This window comes from Cellulomonas sp. APG4, from assembly GCF_009996735.1.
In the GTDB taxonomy this organism is placed as follows: domain Bacteria; phylum Actinomycetota; class Actinomycetes; order Actinomycetales; family Cellulomonadaceae; genus Actinotalea.
Genome location: NZ_JAACYI010000005.1, coordinates 42618 through 60582, shown reverse-complemented (window position 1 = coordinate 60582; position 17965 = coordinate 42618). Strand labels below are relative to the sequence as shown.

General features: G+C 73.5%; 17 protein-coding genes. 6 read left to right on the top strand and 11 right to left on the bottom strand.

The genetic code is table 11. The features are described from left to right. Positions 1–5: 5 nt before the first annotated feature. Positions 6–302 carry an antibiotic biosynthesis monooxygenase gene (locus GXB85_RS05765; protein WP_161916696.1) on the top strand — a complete coding sequence of 99 codons (297 nt, stop codon included), beginning with the start codon at positions 6–8 and terminating at the stop codon, positions 300–302. A gap of 115 nt (positions 303–417) precedes the next feature. On the opposite strand, the gene GXB85_RS05760 is transcribed toward GXB85_RS05765, so the two are convergent. From GXB85_RS05760 to GXB85_RS05735, 6 genes are all read right to left on the bottom strand, one after another. Then, positions 418–1119: a response regulator transcription factor gene (locus GXB85_RS05760; protein WP_161916695.1), complete on the bottom strand. Its 702-nt coding sequence runs from the start codon at positions 1117–1119 to the stop codon at positions 418–420. Then, positions 1116–2525, bottom strand: a complete 1410-nt coding sequence (locus GXB85_RS18765; RefSeq protein WP_370524023.1) for a sensor histidine kinase — start codon at positions 2523–2525, stop codon at positions 1116–1118. The genes GXB85_RS05760 and GXB85_RS18765 overlap by 4 nt, the downstream gene beginning before the upstream one ends. Positions 2526–2634: 109 nt before the next feature. Beyond that, on the bottom strand, positions 2635–3477 hold the full coding sequence (locus tag GXB85_RS05750; RefSeq protein ID WP_202627623.1) for a hypothetical protein: 843 nt from the start codon (positions 3475–3477) through the stop codon (positions 2635–2637). Then, the gene (locus tag GXB85_RS05745; RefSeq protein WP_161916692.1) at positions 3474–4358 is read right to left on the bottom strand and encodes a hypothetical protein; all 885 of its coding nucleotides are present in this window, start codon (positions 4356–4358) and stop codon (positions 3474–3476) included. The genes GXB85_RS05750 and GXB85_RS05745 overlap by 4 nt, the downstream gene beginning before the upstream one ends. Next, positions 4355–5281, bottom strand: coding sequence for an ABC transporter ATP-binding protein (locus GXB85_RS05740; protein ID WP_161916691.1), 927 nt, complete (start codon positions 5279–5281; stop codon positions 4355–4357). The genes GXB85_RS05745 and GXB85_RS05740 overlap by 4 nt, the downstream gene beginning before the upstream one ends. A gap of 252 nt (positions 5282–5533) precedes the next feature. Beyond that, positions 5534–5965, bottom strand: coding sequence for a VOC family protein (locus GXB85_RS05735; RefSeq protein WP_161916690.1), 432 nt, complete (start codon positions 5963–5965; stop codon positions 5534–5536). 261 nt (positions 5966–6226) lie between these two features. Between GXB85_RS05735 and GXB85_RS05730 the strand changes: the two genes are divergently transcribed. From GXB85_RS05730 to GXB85_RS05720, 3 genes are all read left to right on the top strand, one after another. Then, positions 6227–8134 carry a DUF4432 family protein gene (locus GXB85_RS05730; RefSeq protein ID WP_161916689.1) on the top strand — a complete coding sequence of 636 codons (1908 nt, stop codon included), beginning with the start codon at positions 6227–6229 and terminating at the stop codon, positions 8132–8134. Beyond that, a complete protein-coding gene (locus GXB85_RS05725; RefSeq protein ID WP_161916688.1) occupies positions 8131–9117 on the top strand; it encodes a class I mannose-6-phosphate isomerase in 987 nt (328 codons plus the stop codon). Before GXB85_RS05730 ends, GXB85_RS05725 begins: the two co-directional genes overlap by 4 nt. Positions 9118–9417: 300 nt before the next feature. Then, entirely contained in the window at positions 9418–10137 is a 720-nt protein-coding gene (locus tag GXB85_RS05720) for a TetR/AcrR family transcriptional regulator (RefSeq protein WP_161916687.1), read from the top strand. Positions 10138–10204: 67 nt separating this feature from the next. On the opposite strand, the gene GXB85_RS05715 is transcribed toward GXB85_RS05720, so the two are convergent. From GXB85_RS05715 to GXB85_RS05695, 5 genes are read right to left on the bottom strand one after another with little or no spacing between them, the layout of a single operon-like run. Continuing rightward, entirely contained in the window at positions 10205–10501 is a 297-nt protein-coding gene (locus tag GXB85_RS05715) for a 4Fe-4S dicluster domain-containing protein (protein ID WP_202627622.1), read from the bottom strand. Continuing rightward, complete coding sequence (locus GXB85_RS05710; protein WP_161916685.1) at positions 10498–11814, bottom strand: FAD-dependent oxidoreductase; 1317 nt, start codon at positions 11812–11814, stop codon at positions 10498–10500. Before GXB85_RS05710 ends, GXB85_RS05715 begins: the two co-directional genes overlap by 4 nt. Further along, positions 11811–12734 carry an electron transfer flavoprotein subunit alpha/FixB family protein gene (locus GXB85_RS05705; RefSeq protein WP_161916684.1) on the bottom strand — a complete coding sequence of 308 codons (924 nt, stop codon included), beginning with the start codon at positions 12732–12734 and terminating at the stop codon, positions 11811–11813. Before GXB85_RS05705 ends, GXB85_RS05710 begins: the two co-directional genes overlap by 4 nt. Before the next feature lie 26 nt (positions 12735–12760). Beyond that, positions 12761–13537, bottom strand: coding sequence for an electron transfer flavoprotein beta subunit/FixA family protein (locus tag GXB85_RS05700; protein WP_161916683.1), 777 nt, complete (start codon positions 13535–13537; stop codon positions 12761–12763). A gap of 35 nt (positions 13538–13572) precedes the next feature. Next, entirely contained in the window at positions 13573–14715 is a 1143-nt protein-coding gene (locus GXB85_RS05695) for an acyl-CoA dehydrogenase family protein (protein WP_161916682.1), read from the bottom strand. A gap of 302 nt (positions 14716–15017) precedes the next feature. Between GXB85_RS05695 and GXB85_RS05690 the strand changes: the two genes are divergently transcribed. Both GXB85_RS05690 and GXB85_RS05685 read left to right on the top strand, forming a co-directional pair. Beyond that, positions 15018–16592, top strand: coding sequence for an acyl CoA:acetate/3-ketoacid CoA transferase (locus tag GXB85_RS05690; protein ID WP_161916681.1), 1575 nt, complete (start codon positions 15018–15020; stop codon positions 16590–16592). 116 nt (positions 16593–16708) lie between these two features. Continuing rightward, on the top strand, positions 16709–17953 hold the full coding sequence (locus tag GXB85_RS05685; protein WP_370524022.1) for an OFA family MFS transporter: 1245 nt from the start codon (positions 16709–16711) through the stop codon (positions 17951–17953). The last annotated feature ends 12 nt before the right edge of the window (positions 17954–17965 follow it).

Below are 17965 nucleotides of genomic sequence, written 5' to 3'. Positions count from 1 at the left end.
GGCGCATGATCCTCGAGCACGCCGTCCTCGACGTCCGGCCCGGGCAGGCCGACGCGTTCGAGGCGGCCTTCAGCCAGGCCAAGGCGATCATCGCGGCGATGCCCGGGTTCGGGCACCTCACGCTGTCGCGCTGCGTCGAGCGGCCGGGGACGTACCTGCTGCTGGTCCGGTGGGACACGCTCGAGGCGCACACCGAGGGCTTCCGCGCCTCGCCGGAGTACCAGGAGTGGAAGCGCCTGCTGCACCACTTCTACGACCCGTTCCCCACGGTCGAGCACTACCGCGAGGTCACCACCGCCTGACTCCCGGCGCCGAGGCCGTACCTCTGCAGCGGGGCCGTACATCTGCTTGTACGGCCCCGGTGCGGATGTGCGGCCTCGCTGGCCGGAGGGCTGGGAGCCGGGGCCGGGCGGGCGGTCAGGGGCGCGCCGACCCAGGTGGGCTGACGCCGCCGGGGGCCAGGCCGCACTCGTAGGCGATGATCACGGCCTGCACGCGGTCGCGGGCGCCGAGCTTGGCGAAGACGTTGCCGACGTGCGTCTTGACCGTGGTCTCGGAGACCACGAGCTCCTCGGCGATCTCGGAGTTCGACGCGCCGCCGGCGATCAGCCGCAGCACGTCGAGCTCGCGTGGGGTCAGCGAGCCCAGGCGCGGGTCCGCGCGGTCGTCGGCGGGCGCCGCCTCACCGCCCGTGGGCAGGTGCGGCGCGAAGAGGTCGAGCATGCGGCGCAGCACGCGAGGGGCGACGACGGCGGTGCCCGCGGCCACGGTGCGGATCGCGTCCACCAGCTCGTCGGGACGGGCCGACTTGAGCAGGAACCCGCTCGCCCCGGCCCGCAGGGCCGCGAACGCGAGGTCGTCGACGTCGAAGGTGGTGAGGACCAGCACGCGCGAGCCGGGGTGCGTCGCGACGATGCGACGGGTCGCCTCGATGCCGTCCACGCCCGGCATGCGGATGTCCATCAGCACGACGTCGGGCGTCAGCGCCGCCACCTGGTCGAGGGCCACCTGACCGTCGGCGGCCTCGCCCACGACCACCAGGTCCGGCTCCGACTCGATGACCAGCCGGAACCCGACGCGCTGGAGCGCCTGGTCGTCCACCAGCAGCACCGTCGTCATCGTTCCTGCCCCTCGTCGCCGGGCCACGGCAGCACCGCGTGCACCCGCCAGCCTCCCTCGGCTCGTGGACCTGCGGTGACGTGCCCGCCCAGCAGGTCCGCGCGCTCGCGCATGCCGATGAGGCCGCGTCCGGTGCCGGTGCCCGCGCCGGGACCTGTGCTGCCGGCGTCGACCACGTCGATCTCGATGGTTGCGGACGCGCGCCGCACGGCTACCTCGACGAGCGACGTGGCCGGCGCGTGGCGCAGCACGTTGGTGAGCGCCTCTCCCAGGATGCGCAGCACGGCGAGTCGCGCGGTCGTGTCCCGCGGCAGCTCGGTGTCCAGGCCGGTCGCGCGCACCGGGACCCCCGCGGTGCGGAAGCGCTCGACGAGCGTGGGCAGGTCGATCTCGGTGGGTGCGGCACGGTGCTCGCCGTCGTCCTCGGGCCGGCCGAGGGCGCCGAGCACGCCCTGCATGTCGAGCAGCGCGGTACGGCCGGTGCTGGCGATCTGCCGGACGGCGTCGCGCGAGCGGTCTGGCGCGCGGTCGAACGCGGCGTCGGCGCCGTCGGCGAGGGTGACCATCACGGAGACGTTGTGCGCGACGACGTCGTGCATCTCGCGTGCGATGTGGGCGCGCTCGGCCGCCCGCGCGAGGGCCGCGCTCTGGTCGCGCTCGCGCGCCAGCGCCCGGTAGCGCTCGACGAGCTCCGCCGCGTGCATCCGGCGGGACCGCGCGGCGGACCCAACGGCCAGGCCCAGCAGCAGGAGGACGAGCAGCAGCAGCACGGACGTGGTGCGCGACGCCGGGGAGAACGTCGGCTCGTCGAGGGCTCGCACCGGGTCCCACGGCATGCTCGTGGACACGCCGAACCACGAGACCAGCTCGATGATCCCGAGGTGCTCCCACCGCCACAGCGCCAGGGTCAGCACCACCAGCACCCCGCCGAACACCGACCAGGTGACGCGCGGTTCTCGCGCCGCCGCGACGCTGTAGAGCGCGCACGCCACACAGACGCCGAGGATGCCGAGCACGCCGCCCACGAGCAGCGACGCCACGCTCGCGACCGTGAGCAGCGCGGTCACGGTGATGGGTCGAGCCCGGCGCAGCAGCAGGAGCGCGCCGCCGCCGAGGACGCCAACCACCCAGGTGGTGCCGACCACGTCCTCGATGCGCGAGTCCGGCGGGTACATGCCGAGATACCGGGCGCCGACGGCGGACTCCCACGCGAAGACCGCGCCCAGCAGCCCGGCGAGCACCACCAGCACGGCCACCGTGAGGTCCATGACCCACGGCCGGGCGTTCACGAGGCGCGCGACGGGGCTCCCGCCGCGCACCTGGGCCTCGGTGAGCGGCGCGTCCTCGGGCCGTCCGGACGGGCCGTACGCGGCGACCTGCGCCGCGCTCGGACGTCGGATCACCACGGGCCCACTGTCCCATCCGGGTGCGCCGGCGTGCTGGGCCACCGCGGCCGCCGGTCGCCCGACCGCCCGGGACGCGCTCTCCTCGGCCCGCGCCGCGTGCGTCGGCCCCTCAGCGGACGTCATGCCGCCTCAGCCGGTACGCGGCCGCGGCGAGCGTCAGGACCACCCAGGCGAGGACGACGGCCCCGCCGCCCCAGGTCCCCAGGTCCGGGCCGTGCCTCGCCGCGTCGAGCGACGCTACCGCGGCGTCGTCCTGCAGCAGCCGCGAGCCCGCCGACGGCAGGAAGGCCCGGATCGTGTCCGTCACCCGGCCAGGGTTCGTCGCGAGCATCTGGTCCCCGACGAGGGTGAGCATCAGGCCGCCGACGATCGCCGCGGCCGGGTGCCGCAGCAGCGCCCCCAACGCGAGCCCGAGCAGGGCGTAGGCCGCCGCGGCGAGTGCGAAGCCCGCCAGTGCGCGGCCCGTGCCCGGCACCGCGAGGTCGAGCGGCGGCGCCTCGGCCGCGCGCGCCCACGTGGTCGCGAGGTACGAGGCGCCCAGGGCGAGCACCGCCGTCGTGAGCGACGCCACGAGCGTGACCAGCACCTGCGCCGCGAGCACAGGGAGCCGTCGGGGCACAGCGGTGAAGGTGGTCCGGGCCGTGCCGGTCACGTACTCGGACGTCCCGACCAGCCCGCCGAGCACGACGAACCCGATCTGGGCGAGCACGAAGCCCGACGTCACGACCCACGCACCGGACCGACCGTCAGCGGCGTCGACGAACATGCCCAGGCCGAACGCCGTCGTCGCCGCGGCGGCCACCGTGCCCAGGGCGAGCCACAGGTGCGCCGGCACGCTCGTGAGCTTCGTCCACTCGGCACGGAGCACGCGCATCGCGGTGGGACGCGTGCGGGGAGCCGTGCGGTGGTCCGCGCGCGCGGACGTCGGCTGGCCTCGCGTCGCCGTGGTCACCGCACGTCCCGGGTCCGCAGGCGCGTGACGGCGACGCCGAGGACCAGGCCGGTCCACCCGGCGAGCACGAGGCCACCGCCCACGGGGCCCAGGTCCGGCGAGCCCTCGATCGGGCCCTCGGAGGCCGGGACGGTCAGGAGCTGCGCGGCGCCACCGGGCGAGACCGTCACGAGTGTGTCGACCACGGTCAGCTCGGCCTCCGCGGGCATCTCGCCGGCGGGCGCCATCCCGGGCGGGCCACTCACCAGGTCACCGCCGACCAGCAGCACCACGGGCAGGATCAGGACGATGGTCAACGCCGTCACCACGGCCGGCACCGTGCGCCGCATCAACGCGCCGAGGGCGTAGCCGAACAGCGTCAGCCCCACGACGAACAGGACCATCCCAAGCATGATCCCCGGGGTGTCGCCCTCGGTCAGGTCGACGGGCACGTCGCGTGACGCCGCCGAGGGCAGCACGCCCACGGCGCACGCCGCCGTCGTCAGCACCCCGAGCACGAGGGTGAACCCGACGAGCACGAGCGCCTGCGCCGCGACCACCGGCCACCGCCGCGGGACCAGCGTGAACGTGGTGCGGAAGGCGCCCGTGCGGAACTCACCCGCACCCACCAGGGCACCCAGCACCAGGGGCCCCACCTGGGCCAGGAGGAGGCCCGTGGGCAGCGACTCGAGCGGGTAGAACGTCGGGTTCACCGACGACGCCTCGGCGCTCAGGTAAGTGATCGCGAACGCCACCACCAGGGTCACCCCGGCGATCCACCACGGCGAGCGCAGCGACGTCAGCTTGGTCCACTCGGCGGCCAGCAGGCGGCCGAACGTGGGGCCGGGGCGGGCGGCCGTGACCGCCTGGGTCGCCCGGGACGTCGTCGTCGCGGCGCTCATCGCGCACCGCCCGCGGCGTCGGCCGCGCGGTACTCGACCGCGTCGCCCGTGAGCTGGAGGTAGGCGTCCTCGAGCGAGCCGGACTCACTGGCGAGCTCGAGCACGGTCACGCCGGCCCGGCGGGCCGCGGTGCCGACGTCGTCCACGGTGGCGCCGCGCACCTGGAGCACACCCGCGTCCTGCGGGCTGACCTGGGCGCCGATCGCGAGCAGCTCGCGGGCCAGCGGCTCAGGGTCGGTGGTCCGCACACGCACGGCGCCGGCGCGCTCGGAGCGGGCCACGACCTCCTGCACCGACGCGTCTACGAGCAACCGCCCACGGCCGATGATGACCACCCTGTCCGCGCACAGCGCGAGCTCGTGCATCAGGTGCGACGAGAGCAGCACCGTGCGGCCCTCGGCCGCGAGCTCACGCACGAGGCGGCGGATCCACAGCACGCCGTCGGGGTCGAGGCCGTTGACGGGCTCGTCGAGCACGAGCGTCGCCGGGTCGCCCAGCAGGGCACCCGCGATGCCGAGCCGCTGGCCCATGCCGAGCGAGAACGTGCCCGCCCGGCGGTGCGCGGCGGGCTCGAGGCCGGTCTGCGCGATGACCTCCCGCACGCGGGCCTTGCCGATGCCGTGGGTCTGCGCCATCGACAGCAGGTGCTTGTAGGCGGTGCGGCCCGGGTGCACCGAGCGCGCGTCGAGCATCACGCCGACGGCATGCAGCGGGGCGGGGAGGTCCGCATAGCTGCGCCCCGCGACGCGCGTGGCTCCGGACGTAGGGCGCTCCAGCCCGACGACGACGCGCATGGTGGTCGACTTGCCCGCGCCGTTGGGCCCGAGGAACCCGGTCACCGTGCCGGGCCGAGCGGTGAACGTCAGCCCGTCCACCGCTGTCGTGCTGCCGTAGCGCTTGGTCAGCGCCTCCACCTCGATCATGACTGCTCCTCGCTCGTCGTCGGCGCCCTGGTGGGCACCCGACGGCGACGCTAGGGATCGGGGTGGGGCGGCCATCACCTGCTGCTGGATGAAGCCTGGTCGCGGCGCTGCTCCTCCCGTGGGACGAGGAGGCACAACTTCCGGATGAGGCGGCCCGGGCGCGCCTCGTCCCGCCGAGGGCGTACATCTGCAGCGACGGCGTACATCCGGAGGTACGCCGTCGCCGCAGAAGTACGCCCTCAGCCGTTGCCCTCACGCTTCGCTGGAAGGGGCTCCTCGTGGCACGTCGTCCTCGGCGACCAGCTCGACCTCGAAGCCCGCAGCGTCCTCGAGGTACGCCGCGTAGTGGTGGGGGCCGCCGGCGTACGGGTGCGTGTCGGTGAACAGCAGTCGCCAGCCGTGTGCGGGGGCCTCGGTGGTGAGGGCGTCGACGTCGTCACGCGTCCCGGCCCGCAGGGCCAGGTGGTTCATCCCGGTGCGGCGACGGTCGGCCGGACCTCGCACGTGGTCCTCGCCCGACTCCAGCACCACGTACGCGTCCTCGAGCCTCCAGCTGCGGCCGGTGGCCCACGTGTCGCTCACCGTGTACCCGAGCGAGCGCAGCAGCCAGGGCCACGGTCCGCCGTCGTCGGCCGCGTCGTCGCGCCACAGCTCCAGGTGATGCAGGTGTCCTCGTCGCGCCACGGTGTCGATCCAAGCACCCCGCTGACGCAGCCGGATCGGCCGAGGCCGTACATCTGCAGCGAGGCCGTACATGCGGACGTACGGCGTCGCTGCAGAAGTGCGCCCTCGCCGGGGGGCTGGTAGTCGGGCAGATGGGGTGGGCGCGTAGCTCGGCCGGGCGGGGTGGGTACTCCGGTACTGCGCCGGCGGTACCGGGCGGTACGCGAGGTGGGTACCGGGGGCAGGCGCGCAGCCGGCCGGCCGGTTCCTAGCGTCGACGTCATGATCACCGCAGAGCACCTGACCAAGCGCTACGGCGGGACGACCGCCGTCGACGACCTGTCCTTCACCGTGCGCCCGGGCGTCGTCACGGGCTTCCTCGGGCCCAACGGCGCGGGCAAGTCCACGACCATGCGGATGCTCGTGGGCCTCGACAGCCCCACCGGCGGACGTATCACCCTCGACGGACGGCTCTACCGCGACCTGCCCGATCCCCTACGGCACGTGGGCGTCATGCTCGACGCCCGCGCCGTGCACCCGGGCCGCACCGCGTACCGCCACCTGCTCGCCGTCGCCCAGACCCACCAGATGCCCACCGCGGGGGTGCACGAGGTGCTCGAGATGGTGGGGCTGAGCGCTGTCGCGCACCGCCGTGCGGGCGGCTTCTCGCTCGGCATGAGCCAGCGCCTCGGCGTCGCGACGGCGATGCTCGGGGACCCGCGGGTCCTCGTGCTCGACGAGCCCGTCAACGACCTGGACCCCGACGGCGTGCTGTGGATCCGCGGGCTGCTCGGCGAGCTGGCGCGAGAGGGCCGCACCGTGTTCCTGTCGTCGCACCTGATGAGCGAGCTGTCGCTCGTCGCGGACGACCTGGTGATCATCGGCCAGGGCCGCCTGCTCGCCGCGAGCAGCGTCGACGAGCTGCTCGCGTCGGCGGGACCGGCCGGCGTGCGCGTGGTCTCACCCGACGCCTCGCGCCTGGTGAGCGCCCTGCGCGGGCCGGGCGTCACGGTCACCGCGACGGACCGCGAGACCTTCGAGGTCGAGGGCCTCGACGCCCGACGCGACTGTCGTCCCCGCGCTCGACCTGAGCAGCGTCCCCGCGCCGACGACGATCGGTCTGGGGGACACGTTCGTCGGCGGGTTCCTCGCCGCGCTCGCCGCGGACGGCGCCCCGGTGGCCTCGTCGTGACCGGTCCCGTGGTCGCGGACGACGGCGCCCGGTGGGGCGACCTGCTCGAGGACGGGCGCGTGGCGCTGCCCGAGGCGCTCGCGAGCGTCGAGGAGCTCACGCGCACCGACGGGCGTCGCACGATCGCCGTCCGGCTCGCGGGCGGGCTCGCGTTCGAGGTGCTGCCGGACAGGGGCCTGGACCTCGGTGCGACCTGGTGGGGCGTGACCCCCCTCGCGTGGCGCTCGATGCACCCCGTCGACCCTGGGCCGGGCCACGGCTGGGAGTCCCGGTTCCTCGGGGGCCTGCTCGCGACGTGCGGCCCGGACAACATCGGTCCGCCCCGGGACGGCGCCGGCCAGCACGGCACCCACCACCTCACCCCCGCGACCGACGTGCACTGGTCGCGGCGCACGCGCGACGGTGACGTCGAGGTGAGCATCCGTGGCGTCGTCGCGCACACCACGTTCGACGGACCCCGTCTGGTGGTCGAGCGGGAGGTCCTCGCATCGACGGGGACGTCCGCGGTCGAGGTGCGGGACGTGGTGCGCAACGTGGGGGAGCTCGCCGTCGGCGTCCCCCTGCTCTACCACGTCAACCTCGGCGCGCCGCTGCTCCGCCCCGGCTCGAGTCTCGTCGTCGACGCGGACGACGTCGTGCTGCGCGAGCCGCTCCCGCCGGGTCGCGACCCGCTCGTCACGCCCGGGCCCGCCACGGGCCTCGCGCCCGTGGTCGCGGAGCACCGCGGGCTGCGCAGCCCTCGGGCGGTCCTGCGAGGTGACGCCGACCACCCCGACGTCGTCGTGACGTGGAGCGGGGACTCGCTGCCGCGCCTGTGCACGTGGAGCTGGCCCGCGCGGGGCGCCTACGTCCTGGGCGTCGAGCCCACCAACGCGCCCCTGTTCGGGCCCGAGCGCGACACGCCCCACGCGGGCGCGCCCGTGCTCGCGCCGGGGGCGAGCTGGCGCACCGGCGTGCGCATCGCCGTCGAACCCGTCACCGACCGAGGAGCCTCATGAAGCCCGCGCTGCTGCCCGCCAACCAGCCTGCGGACCGGTTCTACAAGGGCGGCCGGCAGATCGCCGAGCTGCGTGGCACGGGTCCCGCCGCGAGCCACGAGCCCGAGGACTGGGTCGCGTCGACGACGGCGGTCTTCGGCCAGGAGCACGTGGGCCTCACCGTGCTGCCCGACGGTCGGCTGCTGCGCGACGCGATCGCCGCCGATCCCGTCGGCTGGCTCGGTCCCGCGCACGTGCAGCGGTTCGGCAGCGACCCGGCCCTGCTGGTCAAGCTGCTCGACGCGGGCCGGCGCCTGCCCGTGCACGCTCACCCCGACGTCCCGTTCGCCCAGGCGCGCCTGGGGCTGGAGCACGGCAAGACCGAGGCCTGGGTGGTGCTCGAGCCCGCGCGCGTGCACCTGGGCTTCACGCGCGACGTCGGCGTGGACGAGCTCGCCGCGTGGGTGCGGACGCAGGCGACCGAGCAGGTGCTCGAGGCGATGCACGCGCTCGACCTCGAGGCCGGGGACGCGGTGCTGGTGCCCGCGGGGCTGCCGCACGCGATCGGCGAGGGCGCCCTGGTGGTCGAGCTCCAGGAGCCGACGGACCTGTCGATCCTGCTCGAGTGGTCGGGCTTCGAGATCGACGGTGCCGTCGACGGGCACCTGGGCCTGGGCTTCGACGTGGCGCTCGGGGCGGTCGACCGGCGGGGATGGTCCGCCGAGGAGATCGGCCGGCTGCGCGGGGCGACCGCCGGGCGGACCGGTGACCTGCTGCCCGCCGCCGCGGCGTTCTTCCGGGTCGAGCGCTCGCGCGGCCCACGGGTGCTCGCCCCGGGTCTCGCCGTGCTGGTCGTCACGCACGGGACGGGGGAGCTGGCGACCGGGGGCGCGCCGCTGCCGCTGATGCGCGGCGACACCGTCGTGCTGCCCGCCGCCGCGGGCGAGGTCACGGTCGAGGGCCCGGACCTCGAGATGCTCGTCTGCCGCCCACCGGCGCCCTGACCGCCGCGGGCCCCGTCGCCGTGAGGCCGTACCTCTGCACCGAGGCCGTACGTCCGGATGTACGGCCCGGCGGCAGAGGTACGGCCTCGGCATGCTGGTGAGGGTGTTGTCCGCAACCCGGGCCGGGAGGACGCTGGTGGCCGAGATCCCGACGGCGCTCCGGGTGGGCGCGTCGGTGGAGCGCGCGGCCCATGTGTGAGCAGGCCGACGTCGGCGTCGCACGGCCGGCAGGGCCCACGTGGGAAGGGCGTCGAGCCCCGGTCCCGCGTTCGTCCCGACACCCGTCACTACGATCGGCGCATGAGCACTGCGCCTGGCGAACCCGCAGGTGGCACGGCGCCGGCGACGCGGCCACGGGGACGCCCACGCGACCCCGCCCTCGAGGCCCGGGCGTGCGAGGCCGCCCTCGACGTGTTCGGCGAGCGCGGGCTGGCGGGCCTGACCCTCGACGAGGTGGCCCTGCGGGCGAAGGTCGGCAAGTCGTCGCTGTACCTCCGGTGGCCGGACAAGGAGAGCCTCCTCGCGGACGCGCTCGGCCGCGTCCAGGAGGCGGCGGCGACCGTCCCGGGACCTGACGACGCCGCGCGCGGTCCCGAGGAGGCCGAGGCCGACAAGGTTCCGCGTCGCCCGTCGCTGCGCGACTACCTGCTCGCGCACGTCCGCCGACGGGCCGCGCTCTACCTCGGGCAGTACGGCCTGGCGATGCTGCGTCTGTACGCCGAGGCCCGCGCGCAGCCCGAGCTGTTCGGGCACATCCGCGAGCAGGCGATCTCGCGCTTCGTCCGGGCCGAGCGCGAACGGGTCGCCGAGGCCATCAGGTCGGGCATCCTGCCGCCGCACGCGTCACCGGTGCGCATCCTCGACGCCGTCGAGGGCGCGATCTTCATGCACCTCCTGGTCACCCCGCCGAGCCTGCTGGACCGGGTGCGCGCAGGGCTCGACGACTACATCGAGCAGATGGTCGACGACCAGCTGCGGGCCGCCGGCTACGACGCCCAGGCCGACACGGACGAGGCGTGACGCACGAGGGGCCCGCACCTGGTGGTGCGGGCCCCTCGTCACGGCCGTCGTGCGTGCGCCGTCCGGCTCAGCCTTCCCGGAAGCTGACGCCGAAGCCGCCGCGCGGGTAGCGCCAGCGCAGTGCTCCCGGCGCGGCGACCGCCAGGCACGTGCCGCACTCGAGGCACGCGGCGTAGTCGGCGACCACCTGACCGTCCTGCTCGCTGTACACGCCGGCGGGGCACACCGCGATGATCCGGGCGGCCGTGCCGGTCGCCCGGCAGACCTCCTGGTCGATCTCGATGTGCGACTCCTCCTCGTCGAGCACGAACCTGTTCTTCGCCAGTCGCTCGGGCACCGACGTCGTCGTCACGTCGCTCGTCACAGTGCACGCACCCCCGCCCATCCGTCGCTGATCACGTCGCGGAGCCTGAGCGGCGACCGCTTGAACGCCTCACGCGCCACCGTCACGAGGTGCTTGCGCGGCGTGCCGTCCATGGCGAACACGTCGTGGAAGATCCCGGCCGCGAGCTCGCCGTAGGCGCCGTACATGCGGTCCCGCTCGAGGAAGGACGGCGCGCGCTCGTAGGTGCGCAGGTCCTTGACGACGAAGCTGTCGTCGAGGTGGCGCCGGTAGGCGGAGAGACCGGTGGCGGTCACGTCGTCGGCGGCGATCGCCTCGCCGATGCCGCGCGCCGCGGCCACCGCCGACCCGATCGCGAGGTCCATGCCGCGCACCGTGAGGCCGGAGTTGATGGTCAGGCCCGCGGCCTCGCCCACCACCACCATCCCTCCCGTGACCACCGACCCGAGCATCTCGAGACCGCCCTCGGCCACCAGGTGCGAGCCGTACTCGACCATCTCCCCGCCGCGCAGGTAGGGCGCGAGCACGGGGTGGGCGAGGTAGTGGTCGAACACCTCGGCCGCGGTGCGGCCGTGCTTGAGCAGGTCGTCGAGCCGCAGCACCACACCCACCGAGAGCGAGTCGGTGTTCGTGTAGAGGAAGCCGCCGCCGCCGATGCCGAGCGTGCAGTCGCCCACGATGGCGTGGGCCGCGCCCTCGTCGCCGGTCACGGCGAACCTGTCCTCGATCACCGTGCGCGGGAGCGAGATGACGGCCTTCACACCCACGGCGAGGTGGTGCTCCGGCGGCTTGGACCGCAGGCCTGCGCTGCGGGCGAGGAACGAGTTGACCCCGTCGGCCGCCACCACTACGCGCGCCCGGAGCTCATCGTCACCTGCCCGCACGCCCACGACCTGCGGTCCCGCCGGTCCCTCCTCGCGGAGGAGCTCGTCGACGCGTACGCCCGGCATGAGGAAGACACCGGCCTCCTCGGCCCGCTCCGCGAGCCATGCGTCGAACTTCGCCCGCAGCACCGTGACCGCGTTCACCGGCTCGGCGAGGGGGCGCCCCGCGTAGTCGACGGACACCGACGAGTCGCCCGTCAGGAACGTGGTGACGTGCCGCGTGATCCTGCGCTCGACGGGTGCCTCCTCGGCGAAGCCCGGGAAGACCTCGTCGAGCACGCGCCCGTACAGCACCCCGCCGGAGAGGTTCTTCGCACCGGGGGCCTCGCCGCGCTCGATGAGCACCACCGAGTGACCCTGCTGGGCGAGGAGGTAGGCGGTGACGCTGCCGGCCGGGCCGGCCCCGACGACGATGACGTCGAAGTCCGGCTCGGTCGCCTCGGCCGTCACGACCCTGTCCCGAGGGCGGCGGTCAGGGCCGGGACCACCTCGTACATGTCGCCCACCACGCCGAAGTCGCACTGGCTGAACACCGGCGCGTTCTTGTCGCTGTTGACGGCCACGATGACCTTCGCGCCCCGCACGCCGACCATGTGCTGGAGCTGGCCGGAGATCCCCAGGGCCAGGTACAGGTCCGGGGCGATGTGCTGACCCGAGATGCCGATGTAGCGCTCCTTCGGGAGCCAGTCGACGCCCTCGGCCAGCGGACGGGAGCAGGCGAGCTCGCCGCCCAGCGCCGCCGCGAGGTCGGAGACGAGCGCGACGTCCTCGCGTGCCTTGAGGCCGCGCCCGACGCCGACGACGGTCCGTGCCCCGCCCAGGTCCGCACCCGCCACCGCGGCGGGGCGCACCTCGGTGACCGTGGCGGCCAGCGGCGTGACGGCGAGCTCCTCGAGGGGGGCCAGGTCACCGTCGCCGGCCACCGCCCCGCCCGGGTCGACGGCGACGACGGTGGTCCCGCCCTGCACCGCGGTGCGGTGCTCGGCGATCCCGCCCAGGACCGACCGCGTGACGACCACCTGGTCGCCGTCAGCCTCGAGGGCGGAGACGCCCGCGAGCACGGGGACGCGCAGGGCCGCGGCGACCGCTCCGAGGAGTGCGCGGCCGCCCGGGGAGGTGGCGCCGATCACCGTGCGCGGGGTGGCCTGCGCCACGACCGCGGCGACGGCCGGGCCGTAGGCCTCGACCGGCGCCTGGTCGGGCTCGCCGAGCCACAGCACGCGGTCGACGGCGGACGCGAGCGAGCTCGCGACCTCGCGGCGACCGGCGACGACCGCCACCACCTCGTCGCCCACCGAGCGGGCGAGGTCGACGAGGCCCGAGGCCGCGGTGTCGTCCGCGACGACGATCCAGGACTGTGCAGAGTTCATCGGAGTTCCGTCCTTCTCGGCGGGGGTCACAGGGCGCCGGCCTGCCGCAGCGCGCCCACGAGCTGGGCGGCCGCCCCGGCAGGGCTCGAGCCGTCGAAGATGGTCGCGGTGCGTTCGCCGCCCGCCGGCTTGGCGGTCGCGAGGGTCGCGAGGGTCGCGCCGGGCGCCGGGACGTCCAGGGCGGCCAGGTCGAGCACCTCGACCGGCTTCTTCGCGGCGCCGAGGATGTCCTTCATCCCGGCGACGCGGGGCACGACGGCGTCGGCCGTCGCGGCGAGCACCGCGGGGGTGGGCACGGCCACGACGGTCGTCCCGCCCGGCAGCGAACGCTCGACCACGAGGCCGCCGTCGGCGGCGGTCACCGCGCTCACGGCGGCGAGGCCGAGCCACCCGAGCACGCCCGCGAGCGTCAGGGGCACCTGACCCTGCGCGACGTCGATCGAGGAGTCGCCGGCGAGCACCAGGTCGACGTCACCGATCGCGCGGACCGCGGCGGCGAGCACCGTGGCGATGCGCGTGCCGTCCGCGTCCTCGAGCTCGGCGTCCGCGACGACGACCAGCCGGTCGAGACCGCGGGAGAGGGCCGCCTTGCGGGACAGCGGGGTGTCGATCGACGGCCCGCCGACGGTGAGGCCGACGACCTCGCCGCCCGTGGCGTCGGCGAGCCGACGCGCGAGCTCGAACGCGACCGGGTCGTACTCGCTCACGGCGGGCTTGGCGCGGCTCAGGTCGACCTCGCCGGTGGTCGCGACGACCGCGTCCTGGGGGTTGGGCGCCCACTTGTAGGCAACCACGATCTTCATGCTGGGCTCCTTGTTCTCGTCTGCCGGCCGGTGGCTCAGCTGTGGTCCTTGACGATCTGGCGCCCCGCGATGTGCACCATGATCTCGTCGGTGCCGCCGCCGAAGCGGTGGCCACGGACGTCCCGCCAGAGGCGCGAGACGCGCGTGCCGACGGTCACCCCGACGCCCCCGAAGATCTGCATCGCCTCGTCGACGACCTCGAACGCCGCCATCGCGCAGTAGCGCTTGCACAGCGCGCCCTGGCTCTTGAGGGGCACGCCCTGGTCGAGCATCCACGCCGTCTTGTAGACGAAGTTGCGCATGTTCTCGATCTTGATCGCCATGTCGGTGAGCTTCTGCTGGATGAGCTGGAACTGACCGATGGGCTTGCCGAACTGCACCCGCTGGGCCGCGTAGGACGCGGCGTCCTCGAACGCGCACTCGGCCAGGCCGAGGCACTGGGACGCGATGACCAGGCGCTCCATCTCGAAGTTGCGCATCAGCTGCTTGAAGCCGTTGCCCTTCACGCCGACCAGGCACGACTCGGGGAGCGTCACGTCGTCGAGGAAGATCTCGCACGAGTCGGAGATGTTCCACATGATCTTCTCGAGGCGGTTGACCGTGATCCCGGGGGCGTCCATCGGCACGAGGTACATCGAGATGGCCTGGCGCGGGTCGGCGACCGACGGGTCCTTCGCCATGAGCAGCAGGTACCGCGACTGGAGCGCGTTCGTGATGAGGGTCTTGGTGCCGTTGAAGGTGACGACCCCGTCGTGGTGCACGGCGGTGGTGGCCATCGCGGCGTTGTCCGAGCCCGCGCCGGGCTCGGTGAAGCCGAGCGCGAACGGCACGTCACCGGCGGCGAGCAGCCCGAGGACCTCGGCCTTCTGCTCCTCGGAGCCGAACTCGATGATGTCCATGGCCTGGAGCAGCTCGAGCCCGTAGCCGTTGTTGAGGCCCTGGCGCGCGGTGCGAGCGGCGAGCAGCACGAGGGTCATCGCGTCGACGGGCGTGCCGCCGTACTCCTCGGGGAAGCCGAGGGACATGAAGCCGGCCTCGTGCATCGCCTTGCGGAACGAGGTGGGGGGCTGGTGGTTGAGGTCCAGCTCGGCGATGTACGACTCGGGGCACTCTCGCTCGAGCACCTCGTCGAGGCTCTCGAGGAGGAGCTGCTGCTCGTCGGTCAGTCCGAAGTCCATGGTGCGCCTTCCGCGTGTCAGGGTCGGGCGCCGATCCGGCGGCGCCGCTGGGCCCCATCGTGGGCCTGCCCCTGACGGGACCTCCAAGGACGATGGTCCCCTTTTCGGACGCGGCAGGTCCGAATTCGGCTCCGGGGCCGCGGGGGTCGGGACGATGGTCCTCGGGCCGGGCCTGCCGGCGCGGATCCGGGGCCCTCGTGCTCGCCGTCAGGACGATGGTCCTTTTTGCCGACGACGAACGTCCGCAATCGTGGCGGACGTCCGGGTGAGCAGCCCGGCGTCGTCGACGAAGGAGCGCGAACGTGTCCAAGGTCATCACCGCAGCCGAGGCGGCCACCCTGATCAAGGACGGCGACACCGTCGCGCTCAGCGGGTTCGGTCTCGCGTGCGTGAACGAGGAGACCATCGCGGCCGTCGAGGCGCGGTTCCTCGCCGAGGCCGCCCCTCGGGACCTCACCGTGGTCCACGCGACGGCTGTCGGGAACCGACGCGACAAGGGCATGAGCCACTGGGGTCACGAGGGCCTCATCAAGCGGTGGATCGGCGGCATCGCGATCGCCTCGCCCGCGCTGGCGACGCTGATCTCCGAGGACAAGTGCGAGGCGTACAACCTGCCGCAGGGCGTGATCTGCCAGCTCTACCGGGAGATCGCCGCGAAGCGTCCGGGCCTCGTCACCAAGGTGGGCCTCGGCACCTTCGTCGACCCACGTGTCGAGGGCGCCCGGATGTCGGCGTCGACCACGGAGGACTACGTCCAGCTGCTCGAGCTCGGTGGTGAGGAGTGGCTGTTCTACCCCTCGTTCCCCATCCAGGTCGCGCTGATCCGTGGCACCGTCGCGGACGAGCGGGGCAACCTCACGCTGGACCACGAGGGCCTCAAGATGGAGGTGCTGCCGATCGCCCAGGCGGTGCGCAACTCGGGCGGCATCGTCATCGCGCAGGTCGAGTCCGTGGTCGCGGGCGGCACCCTCGACCCGAACCTGGTCAAGGTGCCCGGGATCCTCGTGGACCACCTCGTCGTGTCCCAGCCCGAGAACCACTTCCAGACCGAGAACACGTACTACAACCCCTCGTTCTCGGGTCAGCAGCGCGTGCCGCTGTCAGGCGTCTCCGGCATCCCGCTGAGCGAGCGCAAGGTGATCGCGCGTCGCTGCGCGATGGAGCTCCAGCCGGGTGCGGTGCTCAACCTGGGCGTCGGGATCCCGGCCGACGTCGGCACCGTCGTCGCGGAGGAGGGTGTGAGCGACCAGGTCATGCTCACCACCGAGGCCGGGGCGATCGGCGGCGTCCCCGCTGGTCTGAAGGACTTCGGTCACGCCTACAACCCCGAGGCCCTGGTCGACATGCACGCCCAGTTCGACTTCTACGACGGCGGCGGCCTCGACTGCGCCGTGCTCGGCCTGGCGCAGACCGACCAGCACGGCAACGTGAACGTCTCGAAGTTCGGCCCGCGCGTGGCCGGCTGCGGCGGCTTCATCAACATCTGCCAGTCCGCCAAGACCCTCGTGTTCGCCGGGACCTTCACCGCGGGTGGCCTCGAGGTCGAGGTCGCCGACGGGGCCGTGCGGATCGTCACCGAGGGCAGGGCGCGCAAGTTCCTCGCCGACGTCGAGCAGATCACCTTCTCCGGGCCCTACTCGCGCGAGCGTGACCAGCGCGTCCTCTACGTCACCGAGCGGGCCGTGTTCGAGCTCCTCGACGGCGTGATGACCCTCATCGAGATCGCCCCCGGCGTCGACCTCCAGCGCGACGTGCTCGACCTCATGGACTTCGCGCCGGCGGTCTCGCCCGACCTCACCACCATGCCCGCCGGGCTGTTCCAGGAGACCTGGGGCGGCCTGCGTCTCGCCGCGGCAGCCGAGCCCGCCCTCGTCTGAGCAGCCTCACGTCCGTAGCGGTTCCCCCACACCCGACGGCCGACCCCGGCCGTCGTCCCCAGAGGAAAGGCACGACAGTGTCCACGACGGCGTCAACGTCGACAGTCAACCGGTGGGTGGTCCTCGGGGCCTCCGTCGCCATCCTGCTCTGCGCAGGTGTCATCTACTCCTTCTCCGTGTTCGCGCTCCCGCTGGTCCAGGGGCACGAGAGCTGGACGATGAGCCAGGTGATGAACGCCTTCATCATCAACGGCGCCATCGCTCCCATCCCGATGATCCTCGGTGGGTACATCATCGACCGCGGCGGCGCCCGCTGGTCGATCATGATCGGCGCGATCCTCTTCGTCGTCGGCTTCGCGCTGACCGGCACCGCGACCACCCTGACGCAGCTCTACCTGTACTACGGCCTCATCGCGGGCCTGGGCGTGGGCTTCACGTACTCCGGGTGCCTCAACAACACCATCAAGCTGTTCCCGGACCGTCGCGGCTTCGCCGCAGGCGTCATCACCGCAGGCATGGGTGCGGGCACCGTGATCGCCGCGCCGATCGCGCGCGGCCTGATCGCGTCCGTGGGCGTGGGCCAGACCTTCATCCGCATGGGCATCGTCTACGCGGTCGTCGTCGTCGTCGCGTCGCTGTTCATCCGCCCCGCCCCGGTCGGCTACGCGCCCGCCGGCTGGACGCCGCCGGTGCCCGTCGCAGGTGCCGCACCCGTGAACAAGACCTGGCGCGAGATGCTCGCCACCCCCCAGTTCTACGTGATCTTCCTGATGCTCACCGCAGGCGCCTTCTCCGGTCTGCTCATCGTGTCGCAGCTGTCCCCGATCGCGCAGACCGCCTCGTTCGGCATCACGGCCGCGACGGCCGCCGTCCTCGTCTCGATCTACTCGGTGTGCAACGCGAGCGGCCGGTTCGTCTGGGGCGCGGTGTCCGACAGGATCGGCTACGTCAAGGCCACGATGGTCATGTACACGGTCGTCGCACTCTCGCTGCTGGTGCTGCTGACCGTGCAGTCCCAGATCGGCTTCACGATCGGGATCGTCGGCCTCGGCCTGTGCTTCGGCGGCGTGATGGGCGTGTTCCCCGCACTCACGATGAAGACCTTCGGCCCACGCTTCCAGGGGGTCAACTACGGGATCCTCTTCACGGGCTACTCCATCGCCGCCTACTTCGGGCCGCAGATCGGTTCCCGTCTGGGCGGCATCAACCCGGCCGACCCGGCGTCCAGCGAGTACACGGGCACCCCGTTCGTCATCGCGATCGCGGTCGCGGCCGTGGGCCTGGTGCTCGCCCTGGTGCTCGCACAGATGATCAAGGCCCAGGAGAAGGCTCGGCCCGCCGAGCAGCTCGCGACGGTCTGATCCCCGCACGAC